Genomic DNA, 26,291 nt, shown 5'->3' on the forward strand with positions numbered 1-26,291 from the left:
GTTTCCTCCTTTTTGCTTAGTTTCCTCTATTAGTGGCTTTTTTAAAAGTTAAAAAATCATAAGTTTTTTTGTCTATGTCTAGCTCCAGCGCCCAGCCCCTCGAGGGAAAAAGGAAGTACACTTTTTCCTAGGTCAGATACAGTGAAACTTCCATCAGTGATTTTCTGATGGTTAGTTGAACCAATCGGGGTCTTACTGGCGCTTTAATTCAAACTATTTTTTTGTATTCCTTTAGTTAGCGCCAGTTAGACCGGGATAACCCTTTGAGAATAAAAGGGAAACCTCACCCTTTTTTTCTCAAAGGAACATTTGCTTGTCGGAGGCCTGCAGGATGCAGGTCAGGCAGGCGTTGCAACAGGACGTTGCGTACTTAGCCTGTCATCATTTTCAGGCGCTTGCGCTTTTATTATAAAAAAGAAAGATTCTCTTAACGAGAACCTTCCTCTGTAACTGGTGTTGCTTCTTGTACCCATTGTGAAAAGGAATCCCAGAATTGAGGGTTTTCTTGTTCAAGTCCCCAGTTTCCTGTTCCTTTGATTCCATGCTTTTCAACAAGCTCGAATTTTGCTCGAATGGATTGTTCATTTTCAAACCAGACAGTGTAATTTCCTGGTTGAAGAATCCTTCCATACACATTAAGACCTGGATCTCCTTCGTTGATTGTAAAGGTTGCTTTTGGAGACATGGTCACTTCATCAAATGTAACAACACCATTGTACATTTTAATGGCTTGTGCAACATGCTCATTTGCCATTCCGTTTCCTCCAACTGTTGCACCTTCCTTCCAATAACGGCCATAATGTCCAATTCCAAGTACAATTTTCTCTCTAGGAACACCATTATTAATAGCATATTGAATGGATTTTTCAACAAATTGGATACTTGCGACTGGTCCTGGTTCACTTCCTGTATAGCTTTCATCATACGCCATAATCATCAGGTAATCTGAGGCTGCCCCAAGACTTTGATAGTCATACGAGCCATGCCAGCCTAGTGTAAAGCCTCTTGGATTTGCTGCTACAGCAACTGAGACTTCTTTGTCTGCAGGAATCTTAGCTCGCAGCATCCTTGTAAACTCGGTATATTCATCACGGTATTCATGAGTAACATTTTCAATATCAATATTGACTCCATCAAGATTATAAATTCTTACTGCTTCAGCAATTTGGTCTGTTAAAGCTTCACGGTTATCTAACGCTTTTTCTCCTAATGCCCTGTCCCAATGATTACTCAAAAACGGTACAACTCTGATTCCGTTACTTTGCATGGAGGCAATGAAATAGCGATCTAATACTTGAGTAAGTTTTAAGCTTCCATCAGCGTTAATATCAAAGTAGGTGGGAGATACAACGTTAATTGAACCCTGTGTGTGTTTCATCGTTTCCATATAGGTGTTAGAGCTACCATGATAGAGATAACCCATATTAAAGGATAGTTCTTCTGCAACAGCGGCTGTTTCAAGTCCTGCCACTAAAGGAACCTTTAATACTTGTCCGATATAGATCATGTCCGAAGTTAAATTGTTTAATGACCTTAATTCATCAACGGTTGTCCCTAAAACAGTAGAGATCTTCCACAAATTATCTCCAGACCCAACGACATAGCTAGATACCCCTGTCAGCAATGGTCTACTTTCGTTTCCAAATGAGTCTACTTGCTCAATGATAATGAACGGTTTTTGACCATTTAATGGAGCTAGGTCAATATTTCCAGTAAACGCCCCTGTTTCATCTAACTGATACGTATTCGTAATCGTTGCCGGGTTGGTTTGCCCTGAGATGTGAATGGTTACTGTACTATTTGCTTCGCCAATTCCTCTTAGTTGATACAAATACCCAGTGGTCGTTCTGGTTACCTGGCTAGTTTGAACGACCGGTTGAACCACTTCGGTATCCTTTTCAACTGTCTTGGTCATGATCATACTTGTATTACCAGCAATATCCTGCTGTGAAACTTTTACCTGAAGTGTTCCTTCAGCTAATCTTGTTAAATTAAGTGGGAGATGAAATCTGCCATCAATAACTAGAGCTGTATCGGTTACACTAATTACTCCATCAGTTATTTCGATGGTAACAATGGCACCTTCTTCATGACTCACTCCACTTATTACATAAGATCCAACGTTGGCAGATGAAACTCTCCCTGCATCCGCTACCTCAACAGAAGTTAAATCAACTACCTCTGTATCCTTTGTTAGACTTAGTTCTTTTGTTACTCCTGTATTGTGATTCGTATCTATTGTAATAACCTTACCTACTATTTTTCCATCAGCAAGCTTTGTAAGATCTGTCACAATATTAAAGCTGCCATCATTAGTAGCTGTTCCATGATAGATCACTGTGTTAATTCCGTCTGTTAGCTCTATTTCAATATCAGCATGTGGCTCTGTTGCTCCACTAATCGTAAAATTAGAGACTGAATTCTCATTGGCAAGATGATCAACATGTAAATCAAGAGTTTGTGGCCCTGTTGTATCAATCGCTGCAAATTGGGAGGCTGATGGACTCTTGTTACCCACATCATCCGTTTGATGAATGGTTAGTTCTAAGCGATCGCCAGTTAAGATGGAAAGATTGACTTCAAGCGAGAAGGTTCCATCTCCTCTAACCTTCGTCTGATGTGTCACTTCATTTCCTTGAGCATCTCTTAAAATGGCATCCACCGTACTCAATGGTTCACCCGTTCCCGATACGGTGTAAACATCTACATTTTGCTGAGAAACTGATTCTAAAGGATTTAAGATAACCTGAGTTGGTGCTTCCGTATCCTTTTGAACTACCTTCGTGATTACATTACTCTTATTATTGGCCTCATCCATTTGATAAGTTAAGACGGTCACGGCTCCATCTTTTAGCGTGGAAAGATCTATACTTTCAACAAAACTTCCAGTCTCATCTGTCTTAATCGTTCTAGTTATTGTGGCTCCTGTAAGATCAGCAAAAGAGATTGTAACATTCGTATTTGGCTCGCCTTTACCTTGAATTTTATAGGCAACAGCCTGCTCCTTATTGATAGGTGCCAAATCTGATATGAGAATCTCTCCAACAGAAACGTCCTTTATCGTTTGAACGATGCTACTGTCACTCTCGTTACCAGCTTTATCAATACTCTTGGTCTCAACGGTAATCCTTCCTTCGTTAAAAATTCTTGCATCAACGATGACGGAGAAGTTCCCTTCTACATCGGCTGTCACTTGTCTATTCATTGTATTAGTTTCATCACTGACGACCATTGATACAAGAGAACCAGGTTCCGTTTTTCCAGAAAGGATAACAGCATGTTCGTTCGCTGTGTTAATAAAGCTAGGAATAGTAACAGCTGGTGTATCGGGACTAATCGTATCCTTCGTTAGCTCTCGTGTGCTAACATTCGTCTCGTTACCATGCTCATCCACTGCGATTAATTTTACAATAATAACACCGTCAGACAGTCCTGAGAAATCCATGTTCCTTTGATAACTATTGTTCTCAACGGTTAGCTCTTCTTGTATGTTCTTTTGATGTTGGTCAATAAATTCAACTCTTACTTGTGTCGCATCCGTTACGCTACCACTTATGATAAAACTGTGTTGATTTTTTGACGTAATCGTTTCTTTATTATCAAAAACAAGATCAGTTGGTGCTGTTACATCCTTCGTGACATTTTGCTGTAAAGTCTCGCTTTTATTACCAGCTTCATCAGTAGATGTTGCCCCAATTGAAATGACTCCATCTGCAAGGGTCGCTAAACTTTGTCTAATGGTAAAATTACCATCGCCATCTGCTGTTACCTCTCGCTGGATAGTTTGGTTATTTTCATCACTAAAAGAAATAACTACCCTAGCTCCAGCTTCTGTTTTCCCTGTTAGTTCATATGTGGTTACATTATTTTGATTAATTATTGCTAATGTGCCGAGTGTGGGTACATCTGGTGGAGTTGAGTCCACCACAACTACTGGTGCAGCCTCCTCAACGACCTGAGTCATAGTTGGAACGCTGAGCGTTTGACCCACGTAAATTGTATCCGTTGTTAATGCATTGGTTTCCTTTATTGCCGTAACTGTTGTGTTATAACGCTTGGCAATTAAAGAGAGGGTATCTCCTGACACTACTGTATAAGTTGCTACTGTTTCGGTTGGTGCTGGTTCCACATTGTCGGTTGGTGCTGGTTCCACATTGTCGGTTGGCACTTCTGTTACTTCTTCTGGTGCTGTAGTTGGTGTTTCTTCTGCTGTCTCAGTTGGAGTTGGTGCTTCGCCAGGAATGATCAACTGATGACCTACAAAAATGATGTCTGACGTAAGATGGTTTGCCGTTTTAAGTGAATCAACAGAGACATTAAATCGCTTCGCTATTAACGATAGGGTGTCACCTGATACGACCGTGTAAGTCACAGTTGTTTCGGTTGGCGTTGGTTCTACCGTTTCTGAAGGGACATTTGTTGTTTCTTCCGGTGCTGGTTCTGGTGTAGCTGTTGTCCCATCCGTAGTAGTTGTTGACGGTATAGTTAGTTGTTGACCAACAAAGATCATATCCGATGTTAGATTATTGAAAGTTCTAAGTGCATCAACTGTCACGTTATAGCGTTTAGCTATTATAGAGAGAGTATCTCCTAAAACCACCGAGTATGTTGTTTGTGTGACTGTTTCGGTTGGTGCTGTTGGTGCTGGCTCTATTGTTGTTGGTGGTGTAGTTGTATTTTGGGGAACTATTAAAACTTGTCCCGGAAAAATATTTGTAGTGGTTAACGAATTTAACCTCTGAATTTCCTGTACAGTTGTACCATGATTTTTCGCTATAAGACTTAATGAATCTCCTGATTTCACTGTATAGTTTATAGTGTTTTGCTCCGTTTGAGTTGGAGCAGGGGCAGGTGTTGGCTCCGGCTGAGTTGTCGTAGTTGTTGTCGCATTAGTAATCGGAACCGGTATTAATAACTTTTGCCCGATATAGATATTATCACTGGTCAATTTATTCGCTGTTTTAATTGCCGTTACAGTTGTGTTTAGTTTTTTTGCAATGAGCGATAATGTATCCCCACTAACAACTATATAGGAGTAAATTGGTATTTTTATGGTTTGACCGACATAGATCATATCTGTTGTTAAACCATTAATCTGTTTAATATCTGTCACGGTTACATTGTATTTTCGCGCAATAATAGAGAGGGAGTCCCCACTGATCACTTTATGAGTAAGAAGTGGAATACCTGAAACGGTTTGATAGGTGGAACTCTCTGCTCTTACTTCATTAGGAGTCAAATCTCCCAAATTTATAACTCCAATAACCATTGCACCGGCTAAGATTTTGATGGTATTAATTTTTAAATTTGGATATTGCTCTCTTGCGAATTTTCTAGCTTCCTGAAAAAGCCCTTCACGCTTTTTGGGAGAATCACCTAGCTCACTGGCAAATTCCTCGTGAAAGTTACTTAAATAGAGCTCAAGTGTATATTGATCTCCGTCCTGGACAATTTTATAGCGTTGAAATTCCATTTTTTTCACCTCTTCAACTTCATGACTATTTTTTAGTGTTTGTTGAGAGGTGTTTCTTCATGTATGGGTTGGAAGATTTATGAGGTCAAAAGCGTAGAATCTATGTTTCAATTAGGTCATGAATTTGTTTATAAATACTCACGATTTCATCTAATCTCATTCTAACAAGGCCACTTGATGATGGTGCAACAAAGTCGATTACTCCTTCTACCATTGATTCTGGTTGAGCACCCCATTTAATTTTTTTCTGCTTAGAAAATTCCTGATATACTCCTTTGCCTACATAACAAGCAACCTTAGGCTTGTACTTACTCAGCTTTTGCTTAAGAAGCTGTCTTCCCTCTTCGTATTCTTCTTTTGTAATTTCAAGTGCTTCCTTGGTAGGTCGTTCGACTATATTTGTTAAACCATAGCCAAGTTTAAGTAGATCACGATCTTCATTTGTCGTATAAAGCCTTGGGGTAATACCAGATTCATGGAGAATCTTCCAAAAGCGGTTGCTCGGATTAGAAAAATGATTGCCTGTTTCTCCTGATCGAATGCTAGGATTAAAGCCTATAAATACAATATTCAGGTTATGCGCTAGATGATCTGGGATTGGATTTAGTTCCATTTAGTACGTCACCTCTTTCATTTATACCTATTTTAGCTTGGTGAGAGGAGAAAGACAAAGTTTGAGAAGGTATGTTGGATTCTGTGTATCGCTATCTTTGGGGATACGCGTCTGATTTGGGTTTTATGCGTCGGTTAAAGAGATTTATGCGTTGATTTTTAAAGATGTGCGTCAAAAATGGAATTTGTGCGTCATATTTCATTTTTATGCGTCTAACCTTCTATCAGTTTTGGCCATCTGTCCATTGTGATCAGACTGTTCTAAGTATATGATACGGGTGAAACGTGCTATAATATGTAAAAAGGCACGGAAGTAGGAGGATTTATGAAAACTTTTAAATTGGTATCCTTAAAGATTTCACATCCCCAGCAGCAGGTTAGAAGTCAGCAGATCCATTTACTAGATGGACTAGTTATTAATAAAGAGGATGAAGAACGCAAATGGCTGCTTGAAGTATACGTGGATAAAGAATATGAAGAGCTTTTTACAAAGTTGAAAGAAGAAGACCAAGAAGTAAAAGTAGAAGCTACCATTTCAAGACAAGATAATGATCCCGCTTCATTCATTACAACCATCCAATCAGTGGCTGTGATGGAGCAGAATATGAGTATCCTTTTTAACGGAGTATTAGTGGGTAAAGCCGATATGTCAGAAGGAATCTTAACTGAACTCATTGATGAAGGCTTCCAAGGAAATGCGTTATTACAGGAATACAAAAAGCGTGTAGATGAAAAACGAAACACTGGCGTTAAGGTGAAATAGATAGGCACTTTACCCCTTTAAAGGAACGGGGGCCAGGCCCCCACCGCTTTACAGCGGTGGGGGCCTGGCCTTTTTATTTTATAGAAGCTCTTTATTTACTAGATGCTGTGGTGTATTGCCAGCTAGTGCTTGTAGTAGATTCTCGGCAGCTAGCTCTGACATTTTGATTCGTGTTTTTATACTAGCTGAACCGATGTGTGGAAGGACTACGACATTAGGCAGTGATAATAAGGGATGGTTCAATGAAACTGGTTCTTGTTCAAAGACATCTAAACCCGCTGCCCATATTTTTTGATCTTTTAATGCATGGTAGAGATCGTGTTCATTTACGATTCCACCTCTTGCCACATTGATTAAGATTGATGTTTCTTTCATCAGTGACAGTTCTTTTTCGGAAATTAGATTTTTTGTTTCTTCAGAGAAAGGGACAAGAATCATCACATAGTCTGATTGTTTTAACAGTTCTTCTAGTTCTACATAAGTAACCCCAAGCTGACTTTCTACATCAGGTTTTCTTGATCGATTATGATAGAGGACCTCCATATCAAATCCTTTTGCTCTTCTAGCAACTCCCTCTCCTATTCTACCCATCCCTACAATTCCTAGCGTTGCCCCAAATACATCCTGTCCAGTAAGCATCATAGGTGCCCAGGCTTTCCACTTTCCTGTACGAAGGAATTCCGATGATTCTGGTATTCTCCTAGCAGTTGCCATTAATAAAGCAAAAGCTAAGTCTGCTGTTGACTCAGTAAGGACTCCAGGGGTGTTTGTCACCATGATTCCTTTCTCACTAGCAGCCTCTACATCAATATTATTAAACCCAACGGCCATATTACTGATCACCTTTAATTGAGCTGCTTCTTTTAATAACTCTGAATCAATCTGCTCTGTTAGCAGGCAGTAAAGGCCGTCTACTGTTTTCAACTGTTCTTTTAGAACATCTCGTGGAACTGGCGTCTCCTCTTCCTCCCACATCGTGACATGACAATGTTCTTTTAACTTCTGCAACGTGCTATCAGGAATTTTTCGTGTAATATAAATCTTCGGTTTCACACTTACACCTCTCCTCTTATCACTACCTACATTTTACCGTTTATTTTTCACACTTTACCACTGTGAAGAGTTGGGGGCCTGGCCCCCACTACATTAAAGTACTAAACTGTTAAACTGACAGTTAAAATTTTTGGAATATTCGTATATAATTATACTTATATCTGTAATGTAAGCAAAGAAGGAGGTCATGTAGTATGGTTCATACTTTATCAAAAGAGCATTTTATTTATTCGTTTAGCAAGGAACATAGCCCTGTGTTGAAGGTTGCTCCAAAGTCAACGGTTGTTATTGATACATATGATTGCTTTCAGGATCAAATACAGTCTAATACGACTGCTATTCAATCGATTGATTGGAATCAAATTAATCCTGCAACAGGTCCTATATATGTGGAGGGTGCAGCAGCTGGTGATATTTTGAGGGTTACGATTGATGCAATTGAGCTTGGTAGTCAAGGGGTAATGGCTGTTGGTCCTAACCTTGGAGTAATGGGGCATCGAATTGAACAGTTCGAAGCTAAAATCATTCCAATTGAGAGTGATGCAGCTGTTTTCAATGACAAGATAAAAATCCCACTTAATCCGATGATTGGTGTAATTGGGGTTGCACCTGAACATGAAGCTGTCTCTTGTGGTACACCCGGGGCACATGGTGGAAATATGGACACCAAACTAGTTACAACTGGTGCTACGTTATACTTCCCAGTTTTTCATGAAGGTGCGCTATTTGGATTAGGAGATTTACACGCAGCGATGGGTGATGGTGAAATTGGTGTTTCTGGTATCGAGGTCCCAGCAAAAGTAACTGTTACTTTAGATGTTATTAAAGGACAATCGATTCGTCATCCTTTCCTACAGAACGAGGAAGGACTGGCGGCTCTAGTATCTGCGGAAACACTTGATGAAGCAGCAAAGCTAGCTGTCGAAGAAATGATCGACTTATTACTTCCCCACACTGACCTTAGTCTAAATCATTTCACCATGCTCATGAGTGCTGTAGGGCAATCTCAAATTTCACAAATCGTTGACCCGCTATTAACGGCTCGGTTTGTAGTACCACAGTGGCTTCTTGATACTTACAAAATTTCGGCTTTTAAAGAATAGATTGTTCTAAAAAGATGGGGGGCCTGTCCTTCGATGCTTTAACGCATCGGGGGACAGGCCCCCACTACGTTACTGTGTGAAAGCATTTACTTTCGACCAATCAAATAAGGAACCTGGATCGCTTTTTCTGTTTGGGGCATATTCGTCATGACCTATGATATGATCTCTGTTTGGTAATATAGATGGATTCCTCTTTAAAATACTATCCAAGAGATTATTTAAAGATTCGTATTGTGCTTCCGTATAGCCTATATGAGCAGGGTCAATTGTGTTATATGTCTTGGCGGGAATCATTGAGGTCATCTCTTCCTTTGTTCCAATTGCTAGAAGTTCAATCCCAATTGAATATCCATTAAGGATATCATCGTAAAATTCAAATTCTGCTAAATAACCAGGACCTGCGTGGAAGGCTGTTCTGTTTTCAGGAACAAGTCTGTAGATCGTTCCGTCACGAGCAATCATATAATTAGTAGAGAATCCATATTCTATAAAGATATTTGTTAGGTCCTCAATGTTATAAGGATCATTTGGTTTAACAGCCGCATTACTCATAAAATGAAGTACCACATGTGAAATTGTACCAACCCGTGGCTTAGAATTCTCCTCTGGTAGAGCAATATCAGTCACTTCAATTCCTAGGTCTTCCTCTTCGTGTTGATTTGTATCAGCAGCCTTCGCTACCGCACTATTTTGCATCTGTATGTATACTCCAGTTGAAATCACTCCGACTAATATGAGTGAAACATAAATTATCATTTTAACCTTCATCTTACTCTTGACCCCTTAATATGAGATAGCTTTCATTTTTTATAATTTTACCATATACAAAAGACTTTAACGAATTACTGCCGTGGGGGCCTGGCCCCCGTCGCGTTAAAGCGATGGAGGACAGGCCACCATTGCTTCAATGTGATAAAAGTAATGTTTTCTACTCTATTGGTCGCCTTCTTTAGTTAGTCGTAGTATGATATTGATAAATTGATAGTTTATGTGAAGAGGGATATAGAAATGAACTACTTGAAGTTTTATATATTTTTACTTTTGATGTTGGTCGTATGGGGGTATTCTTCTACCGTTTCCCTAGCACATAATGGGGATTTAGATGAGCTTGGTGGGCATTTTCGCAATAAGGACTGTGTCTACTTGTTACATGAGCCAACTTCTCTTGTTGAGTCTGCTAGCAATGTTGAGGAGTTAATTATTCTAATTCAAAAATATAATAGTAATGATTGTAAGCATAGCTTAACGGCTGATCGTGTTGATTTAGAAGGTCATCAGCTAGATAGCAGTCGTTCATCTACTGAGAATAAAGAGGTACAAGAGGTAAGTTCCTCTACTCCATCTTCTTTGCAGCTTGGATCTACTTATCCTGCTACGCTAGAAAGATGTGTGGACGGTGATACGGCTGTTTTAACTGTAAACGGCACCTCGTATAACACCCGTTTCTTATTTATTGATACACCTGAATATACCTCGCAGAAGGAACCATTTGGGAAAGAAGCTTCAGCTTTTACCTGTGACTTTCTTGAGAAAGGTGACATTACAGTCCAAACCGATGGTAAAGATCTATTTGATAAATACGACCGTTTACTAGCTTGGGTATTTGTAGGGGACAAGCTTCATCAGGAGGAAATCACGAAGCTTGGACTGGTTGAAGATTTTTATGATTATGGTGATTATATATATGAAGATACAGTCCTAAATGCCATGGAGCACGCAAAGGCAAACGAGGTCGGTATCTACGGCGGGGAGACAGAGCAAGGTTTTGGTACATGGGGCTACATCCTAATCGGAGTAGGAATCGTATTGACTGTATTTACCATGATACGGAAATTATTTTAGAATAGAAGGCTAATGACAAGTCTATAGTCTAAAGTGATAGCTTAGTTTCTTTTATGTAATGTAAAATATAACTTTTCTATAAGCTAAAAGAAACCTAGAGGAAAGCCCTCTAGGTTTTATTGTAAATAAGCATTGAAATATCTTGTAATTGCTACAGCAAAGTCTCCTCTTGATACTTCCTTTGTAGGTGAAAAACTTGCATGTATGGTTGGCTCCAGATCATAAGGACCTTGTGTTACATTAAAGGTGGCGTTTAGGATATTTAAATCTAACGCTACTTGAACATAACCTCTTAATTCAGTTGGGATATCTGCTTGATCTTCAATAAGAATTCTTTCGTCTCCGTACTGAACCGTAATATCACCTGTTACGTTTTTAGCTTCTGCTTCTAAACCTAGTGCTTGAACTAGAGAGTAAGCAAGTTCAGCTCTTGTTACAGTACCTTTTGGAGCAAAAGAGCCATCAGCCTTTGGTAACATGACTCCACTAAATACATGGTTAACATCACGGAAAGCAGCACCTTTGGCAGCTACCGCTCCAACAAAAGCAGTGTCTTCACTTGTAACGTCAGTGAATGATGGTGTTCCTGGCAACGATTGACGAATTTCTGCACCCATGACCAAGTATTTCGCTAAATCCTTACGAAGTAGCTTTCCATTAGGCTTGAAGCTTCCGTTACTAACCCCATCTACCAATCTTTCATTCACAGCTGTTTTAATGGCAGCTGCTGCTGGATGTCCTTCAATATCATTTAACCCTGTAAATCCACTTATTTTTGTAAAAGCGAGAGTTCCCTCAATTACCTCTGGTGTAGCTACAGCAAGAGGATTCACTGCATTCCCTTGCAAACCTCTGATTTCAGCCGTCCATTCACCTGGAGTTGGATTTGTAACAGAAACTGTACGGTCATAATATAGCGCAAAAAGCAACGAAATGCCTGAACTATATTCCGTTCCATCTGGCGAAATTAACACAAGATTAATGGGATTTCCTTCGCCTATTAAACCTTCTCCATTTACTTTGGCAACTAGATTTGAAAGACCCTCTTCTACATTAAACTTGTATGCATTATCAGATACTAGTGTTAAAGGATTATAGTCTACCGAGAAATTTTGACGCTCCGTTTCACTTTCCACATTACTAGTAAAATTTCCGTATAGATTAACTGTTTCACCATACGATTTATTAGTAAAAGCTTTGTCCACAGCTGCATAGGCATTAACATACCCAGCACCTACCTCCCAAGATTCATAGCCTGGCATATTTGTTGCAGTGTCCTGAAGTAACTGCTTGATTTCATCAGGTGATAAAAGAGGATTTGCTTCTAGTAGCAACGCAACTATTCCAGCTACATGAGGTGTTGCCATTGATGTCCCACTTTTAACTGTATAGTAAGGAAGATGAGCTGTATCAATCTTCTCTGCATCTGTATCAGTTGAAATTAAGTTTAAAGGTGAGACGGTTTTGGTAGAAACAACATCTACACCTGGTGCAGTAATGGTTGGGCGATCTTCCCATGTCCATTCCTGACCATCCATTGTAAAGGTTCCACCTACACCTTTCGTACCACGTGATGAGAAGTCAACAAGAGTTCCATCATGCTGACCTGCTGCAACAGAGATGACCCAAGGAGCCTTTGCATAGGGATTATGAGTATCTTCTCCAGCCCCTGAATTACCAGCAGCGAATAAAACAGTGATACCGCGATCATAGGCTTCTTTACTCGCAATATTGATCGGATCAAATGGGTCAAATCCACCTGATGATCCCCAAGAGTTTGTAATCACACGAATGTTGTATTCTGTCTGGTGGGTAATCGCGTAATCAAATCCACCAATGCCATCTAGAATTAGTAATGCTCCACCAGAGCCATAGCCAATTAAGTCGGCGCCTGGTGCAACTCCTTCATACTTTCCACTAGACATTGCACCAGTACCACCAACTGTTCCAGCCACATGAGTACCATGCCCTGAGTTTGTATCAGTGTTGATGATATTTTCCACATAAGAGACTGGTAATAAAGTAGGTTCTAAAGCATTTAGATTTGTAGTTCCTAGGACATTTTGCACAAGATTTCTTCCAAATTCATGGTCCTTGTGAGTTCCATCTACTCCACTATCGTTTACAACTACCCCTACTCCTTTACCAGAGACAGGAAATCCTCCATTTAACTTACGTAGACCATCATCACTACGAGCTTTATCAACACCTGTAACAGACGTATCAATATCATTTACAAACTCTAGCTTTTCATTTAAGTATAGTGATAATACTTGATCACTTGCGGCAAGGCTCTCAATTTGAGATTTTGTTGCTACTATACCCGCCATAGGTAATGAATGCATGGTGATACCCGTTGTAACACCTAGTTGATCTAACAGATTCAGCTGGTCAGCAGTAGGTGCTCCCTCCGACTTAAAGGTAATAATCACCTGATAAGGACCTACATCAGTTGTGATTGCCTCCTTTAATGACTCCCCAACTACAGCTAAACTAGAAGCCTTTGTTGGTGCAGTCGTAGAAAAACTAATCGAACAAACCATAACAATAGCAAGAATAAGACTGACTAATTTCTTCACGTATCTTTCACCCTTTCCTCCTGATAATCTTCACACTACAATTATTACAAGAAATTGGCCCCAAACCTATTCCACTAATGGAGTAAAATCACTACACAAGCGTACTATCTTTCAATCATACAAAAGTATTACTAATCTAGTACTCTTCTCCCCTCCTTTAACTAATTAACGCATTGGGGGCCTGGCCCCCAATGCGTTAATGTGGTAAAGCTATTCAAAATTGTTAGCCAATCAATCTACCTTTTAGTATTGTGCGTAGTAGCGAGTGATTGCCACTGCGAAGTCACCGCGTGTTAGGTTGTGAGTTGGCTTAAATGTTGCTGTTACTGTTGGTGTTAGGTCGTATGGTCCTTGTGTTACATCAAAGTAAGCATTTAGTATGTTTAGATCTAGTGCAAGTTGTACGTATCCACGTAGGTGGGCTGGTACTTCTGATGAATCAGAGATTGCGACTCTTTCGCTGCCATACTGTATAGTTATTTCGTCATGATTTCGAGATTCTGCTTCTGCTTGTAAGCCTAGATTTTGAACTAGAGTGTAAGCTAGTTCTGCACGTGAAACTGCACTGTTTGGTGAGAACTTTCCATCAGTTGTTGGTAAGAGTACACCTTTTCCGTTATAGCCCACATCACGAAGTGCTGCGCCGTTTGCAACTACTGCTTCAGCAAATGCTGCATCTGTTGCGTTCACATCCTTAAAAGATGCTACACCTGATAATGGTAGATATTGACGTACTCCCGCTCCCATTACCACGTATTTAGCTAAGTCTATGCGCTTTAGGTTTTCGTCTGGCTTGTAATTTCCATCAGAATAGCTGTCTAGTAATCTTTCACTTACCCCAATTTTAATAGCTGACTCTGCTGGATGACCTTTAATGTCATTCAATCCAGTAAATCCTGCAGCTGTCTTAAATGCAAGCTCGCCGGTTATGCTCTCTTCAAGAGCTATTCCATTTAATCCTTCCAGCTCAACTTTCCAAGTACCCGCTTGTGGTGAAACTACCTGAACAGTTCTATCTGTGTACAACGGGAATAATAAATAGATTCCTGAACTGTAGCGTGTACCATCCGGAGCAACTAGTGCTAAATTAATGCTATTTCCTGTTAACCCTAATAACCCTTTTGCATTAATCCGTGCTGTTAGCTCTGTTAATCCTTCTTCCACTTCAAAAGTATAGGAATTTCCAGTTAAGTTTAATGAGCTATAGTTAATGGTAAAAGGAGCTCTTTCTGTGTTTAATTCAACATTAGCATTAAATGTAAGATTGTCATTAAGGGTCGTACCGTACTCACGTTCTGTGAATGCCGCATCCACTGCTGCGTATGCATTCACATATCCAGCTCCTACCTCCCAGTTCTCATAACCTGGCATATTAGTAGCTGTATTTTGTAGAATGGTCTTTACTTCAGCAGGCGATAACGTTGGGTTAGCCTCTAGTAGTAACGCAATGACTCCCGCTACATGAGGGGCAGCCATTGAAGTACCACTTAATGATAAATAGTACGGAACATGTGCTGGATCTAACACAGATGCATCATCTGTTAAGCCTAAATACATAGTCGGATCGACTGTCGTTGCTCTTGTAGAGACAATGTCCTGACCAGGTGCCGTAACTGTAGGGCGGTCAACCCAAGTAAAAGTTTCTCCATCTACAACAATTGTTCCACCTTTTCCATCAACTCCACGAGATGAGAAATCAGCTAGCTTACCTTGCTTCGTTCCAGCTGCTACCGTAATCACCCAAGGAGCCTTTTTATAGTTACCCGTAATCGTTGACTCTCCTGGGCCAGAATTCCCTGCAGAGAATACTGTTACTACTCCTCTATCATACAATTTCTTTGTCGCAACATTAATTGGATCAAATGGGTCAAAATCTGCTCCTACTTCACCCGTTGTGCCCCATGAATTCGTAATCACGCGGATATTATATTCGTACTGATGTGTTAATGCATAGTCAAAGCCACCTAATGTATCTAAAATCGCAATAGCAGCTCCAGAGCCATACCCTATTAAATCAGCTCCTGGTGCAACTCCTTCATATAACCCTCCAGACATCTCACCTGTTCCGCCAACAATACCAGCAACGTGAGTTCCATGTCCCCCTGTAATGTCAGTCGTAACCACGTCTTCCTGATAAGTAATCGGAAGTAAAGAATTAACAGCATGTAGATTAATCGATGCCATTACATTTTGAACAACATGATCGCCGTACTCTAGATCCTGATGAGTCCCATCAATTCCGCTATCATTAACAACCACTCCGATTCCCTTACCCGAAACCGGTAATCCACCATTTTGCTTTCGTAATGTGTCATCTTCACGAAGTTGGTCCACACCCGTTAGCTCAGTGCCAGTAGCATTTTCGAATTCAACGCGCTCATTGTCATAAATAGAAAACACTTCTGAGTTTTTTGCCAGAGCTAAAATTTGCTCAGGAGTTGCTAACACTCCTGCCATTGGAAGGTTTTGAAAGGCTACTCCTTGAGTAATTCCTAAATCACTTAAAAGCTTTAATTGTGATTCCGTTGGTGAATCCTCACCACGAAATGTAACGATTACATCAATCGGTTCCACTTTCGTCTTTAAAATCTCCGTTAAATCTACATCAACAACTCCTTCTTCTAAGGTGTATCCCTCTTCTAAGGTGTATCCTGCATGTGTAACGGGGATTGCTGTGTAAAAAGTCGCAATTAAAAGAACAAATGATAACAATAGTCCTTTGATCTTCAAAATAAACCCTCCTATTTTAGAATGACACATTTTCTTATATTATCTAATAGGAAAGTCCCCAGTGCTATTCTGCATATGGGGTAACTTTTATCGACAGAGGTACTATTCTTCATACTACTTAAGTAGTATATTGAATTTTTAAATAACAAAAAAAGACCACCTAAGTAGTCTCCGGTAAATTCACTAACTGATGCTGGACTGCGTAGATCACAACTTGTGATCGACTCTTTACATTCAGCTTTTTAAAAATTTTACTAACATGTATTTTCACTGTTTTATCACTTATAAACAATACTTCCGCAATTTCTTTATTGCTTAATCCATCGACTAAGCACTGAAGAACTTCCTTTTCGCGCTCTGTGAGAGCCTGATCCTCACCCTCTTGATTTTTTTGTTGATGAAAGCTTAAAAGCTTTTTCGTCATGGAGGGGTGAATAACGGACTCGCCTTTTGCGACGGTTCTAATTGCATCAATGACCTGGTCAAAAGGGGCATCCTTCAATAAATATCCATCTGCTCCCTCTCGAATCGCCGCCATGAAATACTCATCATGACTATGCATCGTTAGTACAAGAATCTTCTTTTCTGGATAAAGCTTTTTTAAAATACCTGTTACTTCAACTCCATTCATTTTCGGCATATTAATATCCATTAACACTACATCAGGATTGCATTCCTTGACTTTAAAAACAGCTTCTTCTCCAGATATAGCTTCCCCAACTACCTGAATATCACTTTCTATTTCTAATAGATTTCTTAGCCCGTCTCGTAATATCGCGTGATCATCTACTAGCATCAGCTTGATCATATTCAAACCCCTCCTCTACTCCCATTTTAGGTACCATAATGGAAATCTCTGTTCCTTGCTCTTGTTTGCTATCAATTTGCAAGGATGCCCCTATTTTCTCAGCTCCATCATTCATTTGCAGAATCCCAAAGTGGGGTTCCTTTTGCGCTTTCATCATCGCCTCTAAAAGTGAGAAACCTTTACCATTATCTTTTACACGTAATAAGATATGCTCCTTTTGATAGCTTAGTAATACGTCTACCTTTGTTGCATCAGCATGCTTCACAATATTTTGTACGCTTTCTTGAAAGGTATCATACAGAATCTTTTCCACCATTGAACTAAGTGGCTTGATATTTCCCCTCTCCTCATATGAAAAGCTGAGACCTGTTTCTTTTTCAAAGGTAGAGATTCTTTGCTTAATCGCAGATTGAAGTCCTACTCGTTCTGTTAAGTAGGGCCTTAATGCATAGATGGATTGTCTAACCTGTTTTAAGCTTCCACGTAGTTGGTCCATACTATCTGCTACTAAAGCTTGAGTTTCCTCCGAGGATCTCCCCCATTTTCTTTGAGCTGTTTCAAGCTTCATTAAAGCCCCTGCAATCGTTTGAGCCACCCCATCATGGATGTCTCTAGCAATTCGGTTTCGCTCCTCTAAAATACTACGTTTCTCCTTCTCTGCAATCAATAACCTTGTTTTGATACTAACCGCAAGCTGATTGGATAGTGTTGCAATCGCTTGGATTTCCTCATGATTAAAGCTTCTCGTTCTACTTCTTGATATCGCAAAAACACCAACCGTTTCCTGGTCAACCACGAGAGGTGCATAAACGAAGCTTCTTTGCCTCGGCTCAAAGTACACATCTATTAAGTTGGGTTCTCTTTTTCGGTCTGCGATCATAAGAGGCTGCTTTAAATTTTGAAGCAGCATGACCATGTCTTCCGTTAATGGCACTTGCGTTTGAATTTTTCCTTTATGTGTATTCATCTTCCATTGGCCATTTTCGTTTGTCCAGAGAATCATACCTTCAACATCAATAAGGTCATGAAAGCTAGTTTTTAACGCATCCAGCCAATCCTCACTGGGAAGCATTTTGTTTAGATTAGAGGTTAGAGAAAACAGCGCCTTTAGACGATTCCGTTCCTTTCTTAATCTGACGATAGATGAGCTTAGTAAGGCAAGCCCTACTAGTGGTGAAAAGAAGAAGAAAAAGGTAAAGGCATCAATTTCACCTCGATTTTGACTACCGAGCACTAAAAATAAACAACCATATACAAACGAAATTCCTAGACTATTAAGCTCTGAAATGAATTTCTGCTTCCAAACCTTGAAGTGATAATGCTGTGGGCGTAAAAATAATACAATATCTACAATTAAATTATTTACACTATAAAAGAAAATCGATAAAAGGGCTAACTCAATGATATGTAACATCACTACATTAGAAAGCTGAATATAATTGGTCATCAACCAGTTTGAGATACTTGCCCCTACAAGTAAACTAATGATTAACTGTGAGGGATTAAAAAAAATGATTCGCAGAGGTCTTCTCTTCATTACACTAATGATAAACATGATTACTGCATAGCTGATTACCGCAAGAGGTAAATCGAATATAAAATAAATAACGAATACAACAGGAAAGCTGATTGAGGAGAATCCCCTATACACTGGCATCGGGTAGTATTCACAGATTACTAGAAAAATAAGCAGCAGTCCAAAAACCCATGGGTCATTCCATGATTGAATTTCATCTATCTGTAAGTACACAACGAGCCAGCCCATTATTGATATAGCTGTCATAAAAAGCCGATCAGGACTATCTATAAAAGATAAAACTTTTTTCTTTGTCATGAAGCCCCTCCATCTATGTAAAACTCCACTTATGTTAATATTCTGTTAATTTTTATCGTACCTTATTTTCTCTATATAAAAAAGCCCAAACTGGTCGAATGAATGAAACACTAACCAATTTGGGTAAAACCTTTAAAAAGGTTTATTTGTTTATTTTGACAAAAACTAAACAAAATTACTATTCCCCTAATGGTCTATCCCACTAGTACTAAAGTATTATTTGGTAGCGATTGGAAATTTATCTCATGTCGACAATATTCAACAAAATCCTCAACTTTTCCTTGTTACTATTACAGTAGGGGGGATTTTTATGGAACTCATTAAGCCAGTAAAAGAAGGAATAATCGCCATTCCAAATATACAAATAGGAAATGACATAAAGCAATTCTTTTCTTTCTTTCTCATTCAATCAATTCTTTTTATACTCGTAACACCTATAGCATTATCGGTACCAGCATACCTGTTCATTCATAGTGCATGGGCAACCGGCTGGACTGCATTCTTCTTATTTCTTCTAGCTAGCATCGTTTTTTTAACCTGGTTATTTATCTCTATTTTATTCTTTTATTCTGTCACCGAGCCTAAAACATGGCCAAGGTACGTAGGCTTAGGTTGGTTGGTTATTTTAATAGGTACGTTTACCACTTGGATTATTTTCCTAGATTCTCTATCTTTACTAGCTTCATAGAAATATTTTTCTTTCCTTGTAACTTTCTATTAACAAGTACGACTAATTAAGTAGAAAGCTACAAGGAGGGGAAATTTCATGCAAATTACAACCAGGTTTATGAATGTTTCAGTAGATGAGGATCAGATCTCTAATTTAACGGAGGAAGAGCTTGACCGTTATTTAGATGATGTGGTTATGGATGCCGTATTTCATTATTTTACTGAGGATTGGTTTGAGTAATTTGCTGAAAAAAGATCCTATACGGAACAAAAGGCTTCTCTCATTTACGAGAGAAGCCTTTTTATTATAGTGTTTGATGTTTCAGGATATATTCGATGAGCTTAAGAATATCTTCCTTATCTGCCTCATTAATCAGTCTGTTATTCATTTGCTTTAAGTGCTTTTCTACTTTTTCTAATTCCTTGTAGGCTTTCTCACCCTGTGTACGTTCTACTTTTCTAAGTTTAGCAAGGGTAGACGTTTTCATTCCCTTATTAGCTTCAGCCTCTTGAACGAATAATTTAACGTTATCGATGGTTGGTTTTACGATCGTGACTGTTACAGATTGCAATTCTTCAACATTTCCTACCAGGTCAGTAGATTTGAAGGTAACTTTTGTAGTTCCTTCTTCGTCAATAAGAATCCCTTTATCTGCTTCGTAAATGAACCACTCAACGTCGTTCAATGTATATTCTGTTTTACTAACTTCTGTTAAATTATCAGATGCAGATAAGTTTACTTTCACATGATCAATGAATGATCCGGTAGACAAGTCTGCTTCTGGTAGTGAATATACAGTGCTAGGTGCTTCCATATCGTTCTTCTTTAGCACACCATAGATAGAGAAGTGAGAAACTTTTGCTATAAGGAACCCATCCTCTAGTTTAGTTTGTTGGTATTCCCATACTCCATTGTTATAGTGATAGATTCCTAGGTTTTCAATTGTTCCCATTGAAGGATCATATGGGAATTTTAGCGTAACAGCACCTGTAAAGGTATCAGAGACATGAATATCTAGGATCATACCACCAATTGAGTATGCACCATTAGTAAAATCAAGTGAATCAGTCGAAACTGGCTCAAGAGTTACTGTAACAGGCTCATTGTTAGTAAAAGTAGCACCACTAAAATCAATCATTCCACCTTCTGGTAAGGTAACTGTTTCATTTGTTTCACTGAGCGCTATCACCTGTGATATACGGCCTTCCGCTATATAGGTAATTGCTTCGTTATTAAAGCTCTTTATAAAATCGACTGTAGCGTCTAAGTCAATTGGGCCTTGAACTGGATTTTCTCCAAGTAAACGTAGCTTATACTTATCTCTACCATGTTCGTACATATAATTGTTAACAGTTACTGTGTAAGTAGCATTCCTATCAATTTCCGAACCATCTGGTAAAAATAAATCTACCACCTTATTAGTTGAACCATCCCAAGTATATTTGAATCCACCGATAGAAACGTCTGGTCCATATGAAGAAAATTGTGCATTAATGATTTCCTCGAGATCCGCACCTGTAATTTCTACTTTTACAAGTGTATTACCAAATGGTTGAACATTAAACAGTTCAGACCAAGTGATTTCTCCTGCATTAATATCGTCACGGATTCCTCCACCGTTCATTAATGCGAAATCAGATTGCATCGCCCATGCCATACCATCTGCAATGAGATTACCTAAAGCATTGTCACCAACTAATCCTTTTGAAGCATAGCCACCCTTTAGTTCACCTTCAGAAATTCCAACTACCTCGTTCATAATTTCTGCAGTTTGAGCTGCATACTTGGCTAGAATAGCTTCAACCTCAGGATCTGGTGTTACTCCACTTTGATTAACATAAACAATCTCTGCTGAATTTTTCACAATGTCCTTCGTTGTTGGATCAATTTCAACATCAACATCTGCAAAGGCTTTTCCATAGTCTAAAGCTTGCACAATTAATTTACCATCAACCACCGCATTTACGATTTGATGGTTATGTCCAGCATAAATAATATCAACAGCATCGTTCACTTCGTTTGCTAAATTTGCAGCATCTCCTGTAGCACTTGCTCCATCTTGTGATGCAGGCATATGAGATAACACGATGATTGATTCCACGCCTTGAGCTTGTAACTCAGCTACAGCATTATTTACTGCCGTAACTTCATCAGAGAAGTAGATATCTTGAATCCCTGAAGGAATTACCATATTAGCTGTTGCTACTGTATTTACACCAATAAATCCAACCTTTACTCCTTCAACCTCATAAACAGCATATGGAGGTAAAATTGGTTGGTTTGTTTCTTTTGACATACAATTAGCACAAAGATTAGGGAAGTTCATTCCATCGTAACCTATAGTGCCTTTTCCTTCTGGGTGCTCTCCACCATTAACCATACGAAGTAATTCTTGTGTACCTTCATCAAACTCATGGTTACCAACTGTACCAAAGTCAAATCCAATTGCCTCTAAAATTTCAACTGTTGGCTCGTCTTGTAGTAATGCAGAAACTGGTGAGCTTCCACCAATCATGTCACCAGCGTGAACGATTAATGTGTTTGGATTTGTAGCATCTCGTTGCTTAAGATATGCTGAAACATAGTCCATACGTCCAACTGTTTCTTCTACGCCATCGCCATTTGTATCTAATTTATATTGTTGATCAATCTTTCCATGTAAATCATTTAAGCTTAATAATTGTAAGGAAATATTATCTTCAGAACCATTTGGATCTTCTACCGGCTGTTGTGAACCTACTGCCGTGTAACCATTTGCTTCTGCCTCATTTGAGTCTGCAAAGAAAACTCTCTTCTCTACTGGAACATCCTTAAAGTTATCAGGTAACACATATTCCTTAGTGTCAGAATTTCCTACATATCTTGATAAACCTTTTCCTTGTTCTCTTGCTCTAAATTCAAATGGCAGTTCCATTAGAGGGTTTGCAGGATTCCAAATACCTAACTCTGCATCCTTTGCTTCCTTAACTGCATTTTGGAACAAGTTATAATCTGCTTCATCGCCTACTGGCCAAATAAAATACGTAACAGCATTACCTGAACGTACCATTTCTAGATTTGTATTTAAGCCATCAGATTTACGGATGACTTGTCCTAATACTCGTCCATACGCATCAGTAGCTTCTTCTCCTACTTTAACAAGAACCTCATCTCCTGCTTTTAATAAAGTGTTCATGTATTCTTTTGCAGCAATTCCATGATCTAGCTGGTTTTGGTCTAACTCGTTTTTAGGAGTATGATAGGTTTCTGCTGTATCAATGTTTACAAAACGAACCGTAGTTGCTCCTAAAACTGGTATTTCTAGTTTAATCGTATCTCCATCTGTTACAGATAGAACTTTAGATTCATAGGTTCCAGCCGCTGACGGAGCCTCTGGTTGTTCAGCCGCTAACACAATATCCTCAGCTTTACGTGGAAGAATCTGATACGTATTATATTGACTTAGAATGGCAGTAACCTCATACCATTTACCTTCTTCTATCGCACTAATCGCATTAGTACCCTCCATTAAACGAAGAGTTGTACTGTTAAATTCAGCATCAATAAATGAGATGTTGTATCCACCACCTGCAGGTGAACTAGGTACAGAAGAAGCATATCCTGTTACCTTTACTAGCTGACCTTCTAATGGTTCAGCAATTGTTTCAGATTGTAAGTCTGATAAGGTAAGAGCTTTAGGTTGTGGTAAAGGTTGTCCCTGTGCTAGCACCTCTACAGCATTTGCAGGAATAATTTCCTTTAACCCTCTGTATTCAGCAAGAGTTCCCGTTACCTTTACTAAATCACCTTCTTTTAAATCTTGTGAAGTTGATGAATATATATTAATTCCCGCTGTTTCGTCCTGAATATATGTGGAAAGCTTTCCCCCACCAATTGCAGAGTTATCTGCTGTAATTACACCTTGGATTGTAACTGTTGTATTATTACTTAATTTTCGTGCTTCTTCTATCGTAATGATTGTTGATGGATCTGGTTGTGGAGTAGGTTCACCTTGTCCATCTACAAAGACTATTGACGTTGGACTTTTTAAAGCTGGAACCGAGTAGTATGATTCTAAACTTCCGGTTACATTTATTTTTTGCCCAATGATGTTAGGATTGGTATTTAATCCAAATGAAGTTCTAAACCCACTTGATAATTGTACTGGAAAAATCTTTGCTGGATCAGTTTCATTCGGAGTATCAGCTATAGCAAGGTTATAATCATTACTAAACGGAGCTAGAAAATTATAGCTATTAGTACCCGTTGTATGAGCAACAATATATCCCTCCACTGTCGCCGTGCCAGTATTATTTGCTATTGCTTCTGCTACAGAAATTACCTCTGCCGCCTTCGCCCCCGGTATTGCCGGTGTAAGAAAGCTAACTACAAATGTAAAAATTAAAAGAAAACTAGTAATCCGTTTTATAGAACTAAGCTTCATGCAAATCTCCTTCCAAACCGTTTTTTAAGGAAGAAACGATCAATGATTAATTAGTAACTCCCCACCAAATCTACTATAATACATCGATATTAACTAAAGGTTAAGTAATTGTAAAAATCGTAAAATTCATACAAATAGACTATTAATTTCATACAGCTATTAATACTTTAGTCTTATTCTTACTATAAAAAGGACATAAAAAAACCATGTGTTTAGTACCACACATGGTTTACATCTTATTATTGATTTGTAGTGCCCTGGTCGCCTGCTCCAGCATTATTTTTATCATCCATGTTTGCTTCTGGATCTTCAGTCGTACCTTCGTCCATTTCACCAGGAGTTCCTTCACCTTGCTCAGTTTCACCAGGTGTTGTTTCATCGCCAGGAGTCATTTCATCTACTTCGTTTTCTAACTCTTCACCTTCTTCTTCCAACTCTTGACCCATTCCATCATCCTCTGTTCCTGGAGGTGCTGGATCTGGGTCATCCGTTGCACAGCCTGTTAGTAAGAATGCAGCAAGAAGTGAGCTAGTTAAAAGCATAAACCACTTTTTGTTCATATGAGACCACCCTTTCTTAGCATATTTTCATGACCTGCATGTATCGGTCTTTGATTATATTGCCCAGAAAAAGTTAAAACTTGCATGGCTATCATATTTTATTCAGATCCTTTAAGCAAACTGTAACAACCCTTCCCTTTAGGAATTCCTATATAAAAAAGTCATCTCTCCATAAAGAAAGATGACCACCGTCCACTTTTATTTCTTTTCACCTAATGCAAACATGATTTCTGCTTCACAAACTAGTTCACCATCAACAGTTGCAATAGCCTTACCTTTTCCGATTGGGCCTTTTAAGCGAATGATTTCTACTTCTAAACGTAATTGATCACCTGGCTTAACTTGTCTTTTAAAACGACAATTATCTATACCTGTGAAAAAAGCAAGACGTCCCTTGTTTTCTTCTTTACTAAGCATTGCCACTGCACCAACTTGAGCAAGTGCTTCAACAATTAAGACACCAGGCATAACAGGATAATCTGGGAAATGCCCTACAAAGAACTCTTCATTTGCTGTTACATTTTTAATACCAACTGCTCGCTTACCTTCTTCCATCTCTAACACTTTATCGACCAATAAAAAAGGGTAGCGGTGTGGGATAATTTCTTTAATTTGATTAATATCCAGCATATTTAAGTCTCCTTTAGTATGTATCGTTAGTATAATTTTAAGCCTAAAAGTGAAAAAAAGGAAGGATTCACTCCTTCCTACCTTCATTATTGCTTTTTAACTAAGTCTATAATATGTGTCCAGGTGGATTCTTTGAAAGCATCATCCATTTCACCATTTCCAATGATACCATATCCAACAGCTACCCCTGCCAATAGGCTTAATCCTAAGAGAACAACAATAATGAGCAAACGTAGCCATATAGGGAAAAGACGGATACGAATTTTAATTGGCTTTTCTTTCTCAGCCTTTTCTTTTCGTTCTTTTTTATTCTTTTTTACATCTTCTCTTGTTTTAACTTCTACATTTTCTACGCTTGGCAACATATCTTTATTCCCCTTCATAATACCTATCTAATCCCATTTACCAGACCCATCATTTGGTCTGCAATTGAAATGGATCTCGCGTTAAATTGGTATGAACGTTGAGTATTAATCATCTCTGTCATTTCCTTCTGGAGTTCAACATTGGATTGTTCAAGTGCTCCCTGCTGGACAGAAATATCGTTTCTACCGATTGCAGCAAATACATCTACTTCTAAAATACCTAAATTATCCAAATTAGGCAATCCTAAAATGTTATTTCCTGCTGATTGCAACAACTGAGGACGTTGAATTTGAGTGATTGCTAAATCGTAAGTCTCTGTTGTACCATCCTGATAGCTAACATTTAATTCACCTGTATTACTTACAGCAAAACCTGTGTGACCTTCACCGAATATAATCGGACCATTTTCACTCAAGACAGGATGACCGTCACTCGTAACAAGTTGGGTCTCGCCGTTTTCAAGTACAGATAAACTAAACGAACCATCTCTCGTGTAGCGAACTTCACCATCAACCTCTACCTCAAAAAACTGATTTTCTTTTAAAAGGGCAAGATCTAGTGCTCGTTCAGTCGTTACGATATTTCCTTGTGCAAGCTGTAGGCTAGTATGTGAAACCTTTGCCCCTGTACCCATACGAATTCCATTAGGCGTTAAACGCCCAACTTCATTTGCAGCTATTGGCTGGTTATTAAATTGCTGAAATAATAGCTCCTGAAAATTAGTCTCTCTTTTCTTAAAGCCTGTTGTATTAACGTTCGAAATATTATGACTGATGTTATCCAGCTGCTTTTGAAGCTGAGTCATTGTATTCGTTGCAGTTATCATTGAACGATTCATATTATCA

18 protein-coding genes are annotated in these 26,291 nt (G+C 38.9%); 5 read left to right on the forward strand and 13 right to left on the reverse strand.

Features of this window, described 5'->3' with window-relative positions; genetic code table 11:
* Window positions 1-427: 427 nt before the first annotated feature.
* Both G4D63_RS14200 and G4D63_RS14205 read right to left on the reverse strand, forming a co-directional pair.
* Window positions 428-5,473 carry a LysM peptidoglycan-binding domain-containing protein gene (locus G4D63_RS14200; protein WP_163180343.1) on the reverse strand — a complete coding sequence of 1,682 codons (5,046 nt, stop codon included), beginning with the start codon at window positions 5,471-5,473 and terminating at the stop codon, window positions 428-430.
* Between the two features lie 100 nt (window positions 5,474-5,573).
* Window positions 5,574-6,086: a mismatch-specific DNA-glycosylase gene (locus tag G4D63_RS14205; protein ID WP_163180344.1), complete on the reverse strand. Its 513-nt coding sequence runs from the start codon at window positions 6,084-6,086 to the stop codon at window positions 5,574-5,576.
* Between the two features lie 324 nt (window positions 6,087-6,410).
* Here G4D63_RS14205 and G4D63_RS14210 point away from each other — a divergent pair, with 324 nt between their 5' ends.
* Window positions 6,411-6,848 (forward strand): YwpF family protein, encoded by a 438-nt coding sequence (locus tag G4D63_RS14210; RefSeq protein ID WP_163180345.1) that lies wholly within the window; start codon window positions 6,411-6,413, stop codon window positions 6,846-6,848.
* A gap of 78 nt (window positions 6,849-6,926) precedes the next feature.
* On the opposite strand, the gene G4D63_RS14215 is transcribed toward G4D63_RS14210, so the two are convergent.
* On the reverse strand, window positions 6,927-7,901 hold the full coding sequence (locus G4D63_RS14215; protein ID WP_163180346.1) for an NAD(P)-dependent oxidoreductase: 975 nt from the start codon (window positions 7,899-7,901) through the stop codon (window positions 6,927-6,929).
* 194 nt (window positions 7,902-8,095) lie between these two features.
* On the opposite strand from G4D63_RS14215, the gene G4D63_RS14220 reads away from it, so the two are divergent.
* The gene (locus tag G4D63_RS14220; RefSeq protein WP_163180347.1) at window positions 8,096-9,004 is read left to right on the forward strand and encodes an acetamidase/formamidase family protein; all 909 of its coding nucleotides are present in this window, start codon (window positions 8,096-8,098) and stop codon (window positions 9,002-9,004) included.
* 69 nt (window positions 9,005-9,073) lie between these two features.
* On the opposite strand, the gene G4D63_RS14225 is transcribed toward G4D63_RS14220, so the two are convergent.
* A complete protein-coding gene (locus tag G4D63_RS14225; protein ID WP_239585991.1) occupies window positions 9,074-9,772 on the reverse strand; it encodes an N-acetylmuramoyl-L-alanine amidase in 699 nt (232 codons plus the stop codon).
* Window positions 9,773-10,012: 240 nt separating this feature from the next.
* Between G4D63_RS14225 and G4D63_RS14230 the strand changes: the two genes are divergently transcribed.
* Window positions 10,013-10,846 (forward strand): thermonuclease family protein, encoded by an 834-nt coding sequence (locus G4D63_RS14230; RefSeq protein WP_163180348.1) that lies wholly within the window; start codon window positions 10,013-10,015, stop codon window positions 10,844-10,846.
* Window positions 10,847-10,962: 116 nt separating this feature from the next.
* Here G4D63_RS14230 and G4D63_RS14235 read toward each other — a convergent pair whose 3' ends face one another.
* From G4D63_RS14235 to G4D63_RS14250, 4 genes are all read right to left on the reverse strand, one after another.
* Entirely contained in the window at window positions 10,963-13,425 is a 2,463-nt protein-coding gene (locus G4D63_RS14235; RefSeq protein WP_338023979.1) for a S8 family serine peptidase, read from the reverse strand.
* Between the two features lie 243 nt (window positions 13,426-13,668).
* Complete coding sequence (locus G4D63_RS14240; RefSeq protein WP_239585990.1) at window positions 13,669-16,155, reverse strand: S8 family serine peptidase; 2,487 nt, start codon at window positions 16,153-16,155, stop codon at window positions 13,669-13,671.
* Between the two features lie 160 nt (window positions 16,156-16,315).
* Complete coding sequence (locus tag G4D63_RS14245; RefSeq protein ID WP_163180350.1) at window positions 16,316-16,963, reverse strand: response regulator; 648 nt, start codon at window positions 16,961-16,963, stop codon at window positions 16,316-16,318.
* Window positions 16,938-18,797, reverse strand: a complete 1,860-nt coding sequence (locus G4D63_RS14250) for a GAF domain-containing sensor histidine kinase (RefSeq protein ID WP_163180351.1) — start codon at window positions 18,795-18,797, stop codon at window positions 16,938-16,940. The genes G4D63_RS14245 and G4D63_RS14250 overlap by 26 nt, the downstream gene beginning before the upstream one ends.
* 310 nt (window positions 18,798-19,107) lie before the next feature.
* On the opposite strand from G4D63_RS14250, the gene G4D63_RS14255 reads away from it, so the two are divergent.
* Both G4D63_RS14255 and G4D63_RS14260 read left to right on the forward strand, forming a co-directional pair.
* Window positions 19,108-19,485, forward strand: coding sequence for a hypothetical protein (locus tag G4D63_RS14255; RefSeq protein ID WP_163180352.1), 378 nt, complete (start codon window positions 19,108-19,110; stop codon window positions 19,483-19,485).
* A 78-nt stretch (window positions 19,486-19,563) separates the two neighbouring features.
* Window positions 19,564-19,707 carry a hypothetical protein gene (locus tag G4D63_RS14260; protein WP_163180353.1) on the forward strand — a complete coding sequence of 48 codons (144 nt, stop codon included), beginning with the start codon at window positions 19,564-19,566 and terminating at the stop codon, window positions 19,705-19,707.
* Window positions 19,708-19,771: 64 nt separating this feature from the next.
* Here G4D63_RS14260 and G4D63_RS14265 read toward each other — a convergent pair whose 3' ends face one another.
* From G4D63_RS14265 to G4D63_RS14285, 5 genes are all read right to left on the reverse strand, one after another.
* Window positions 19,772-23,890, reverse strand: a complete 4,119-nt coding sequence (locus tag G4D63_RS14265; RefSeq protein WP_163180354.1) for a 5'-nucleotidase C-terminal domain-containing protein — start codon at window positions 23,888-23,890, stop codon at window positions 19,772-19,774.
* A 239-nt stretch (window positions 23,891-24,129) separates the two neighbouring features.
* Complete coding sequence (locus G4D63_RS14270; protein WP_163180355.1) at window positions 24,130-24,450, reverse strand: hypothetical protein; 321 nt, start codon at window positions 24,448-24,450, stop codon at window positions 24,130-24,132.
* A gap of 198 nt (window positions 24,451-24,648) precedes the next feature.
* Window positions 24,649-25,080, reverse strand: coding sequence for a 3-hydroxyacyl-ACP dehydratase FabZ (fabZ, locus tag G4D63_RS14275; RefSeq protein ID WP_163180356.1), 432 nt, complete (start codon window positions 25,078-25,080; stop codon window positions 24,649-24,651).
* 86 nt (window positions 25,081-25,166) lie between these two features.
* The gene (locus tag G4D63_RS14280; protein ID WP_163180357.1) at window positions 25,167-25,445 is read right to left on the reverse strand and encodes a DNA-directed RNA polymerase subunit beta; all 279 of its coding nucleotides are present in this window, start codon (window positions 25,443-25,445) and stop codon (window positions 25,167-25,169) included.
* Between the two features lie 23 nt (window positions 25,446-25,468).
* Window positions 25,469-26,284: a flagellar hook-basal body protein gene (locus G4D63_RS14285; protein WP_163180358.1), complete on the reverse strand. Its 816-nt coding sequence runs from the start codon at window positions 26,282-26,284 to the stop codon at window positions 25,469-25,471.
* Between the last annotated feature and the right edge of the window lie 7 nt (window positions 26,285-26,291).

It is taken from the genome of Bacillus mesophilus (assembly GCF_011008845.1).
In the GTDB taxonomy this organism is placed as follows: domain Bacteria; phylum Bacillota; class Bacilli; order Bacillales; family SA4; genus Bacillus_BS; species Bacillus_BS mesophilus.

Bases quoted from the DNA above. Each gene is read 5' to 3' on its own strand.
- G4D63_RS14200 (WP_163180343.1), bottom strand. From the start codon at position 5,473: ATGGAATTTCAACGCTATAAAATTGTCCAGGACGGAGATCAATATACA.
- G4D63_RS14205 (WP_163180344.1), bottom strand. From the start codon at position 6,086: ATGGAACTAAATCCAATCCCAGATCATCTAGCGCATAACCTGAATATT.
- G4D63_RS14210 (WP_163180345.1), top strand. From the start codon at position 6,411: ATGAAAACTTTTAAATTGGTATCCTTAAAGATTTCACATCCCCAGCAG.
- G4D63_RS14220 (WP_163180347.1), top strand. From the start codon at position 8,096: ATGGTTCATACTTTATCAAAAGAGCATTTTATTTATTCGTTTAGCAAG.
- G4D63_RS14225 (WP_239585991.1), bottom strand. From the start codon at position 9,772: ATGAAGGTTAAAATGATAATTTATGTTTCACTCATATTAGTCGGAGTG.
- G4D63_RS14230 (WP_163180348.1), top strand. From the start codon at position 10,013: ATGAACTACTTGAAGTTTTATATATTTTTACTTTTGATGTTGGTCGTA.
- G4D63_RS14245 (WP_163180350.1), bottom strand. From the start codon at position 16,963: ATGATCAAGCTGATGCTAGTAGATGATCACGCGATATTACGAGACGGG.
- G4D63_RS14250 (WP_163180351.1), bottom strand. From the start codon at position 18,797: ATGACAAAGAAAAAAGTTTTATCTTTTATAGATAGTCCTGATCGGCTT.
- G4D63_RS14255 (WP_163180352.1), top strand. From the start codon at position 19,108: ATGGAACTCATTAAGCCAGTAAAAGAAGGAATAATCGCCATTCCAAAT.
- G4D63_RS14260 (WP_163180353.1), top strand. From the start codon at position 19,564: ATGCAAATTACAACCAGGTTTATGAATGTTTCAGTAGATGAGGATCAG.
- G4D63_RS14265 (WP_163180354.1), bottom strand. From the start codon at position 23,890: ATGAAGCTTAGTTCTATAAAACGGATTACTAGTTTTCTTTTAATTTTT.
- G4D63_RS14270 (WP_163180355.1), bottom strand. From the start codon at position 24,450: ATGAACAAAAAGTGGTTTATGCTTTTAACTAGCTCACTTCTTGCTGCA.
- fabZ (WP_163180356.1), bottom strand. From the start codon at position 25,080: ATGCTGGATATTAATCAAATTAAAGAAATTATCCCACACCGCTACCCT.
- G4D63_RS14280 (WP_163180357.1), bottom strand. From the start codon at position 25,445: ATGTTGCCAAGCGTAGAAAATGTAGAAGTTAAAACAAGAGAAGATGTA.
- G4D63_RS14285 (WP_163180358.1), bottom strand. From the start codon at position 26,284: ATGAATCGTTCAATGATAACTGCAACGAATACAATGACTCAGCTTCAA.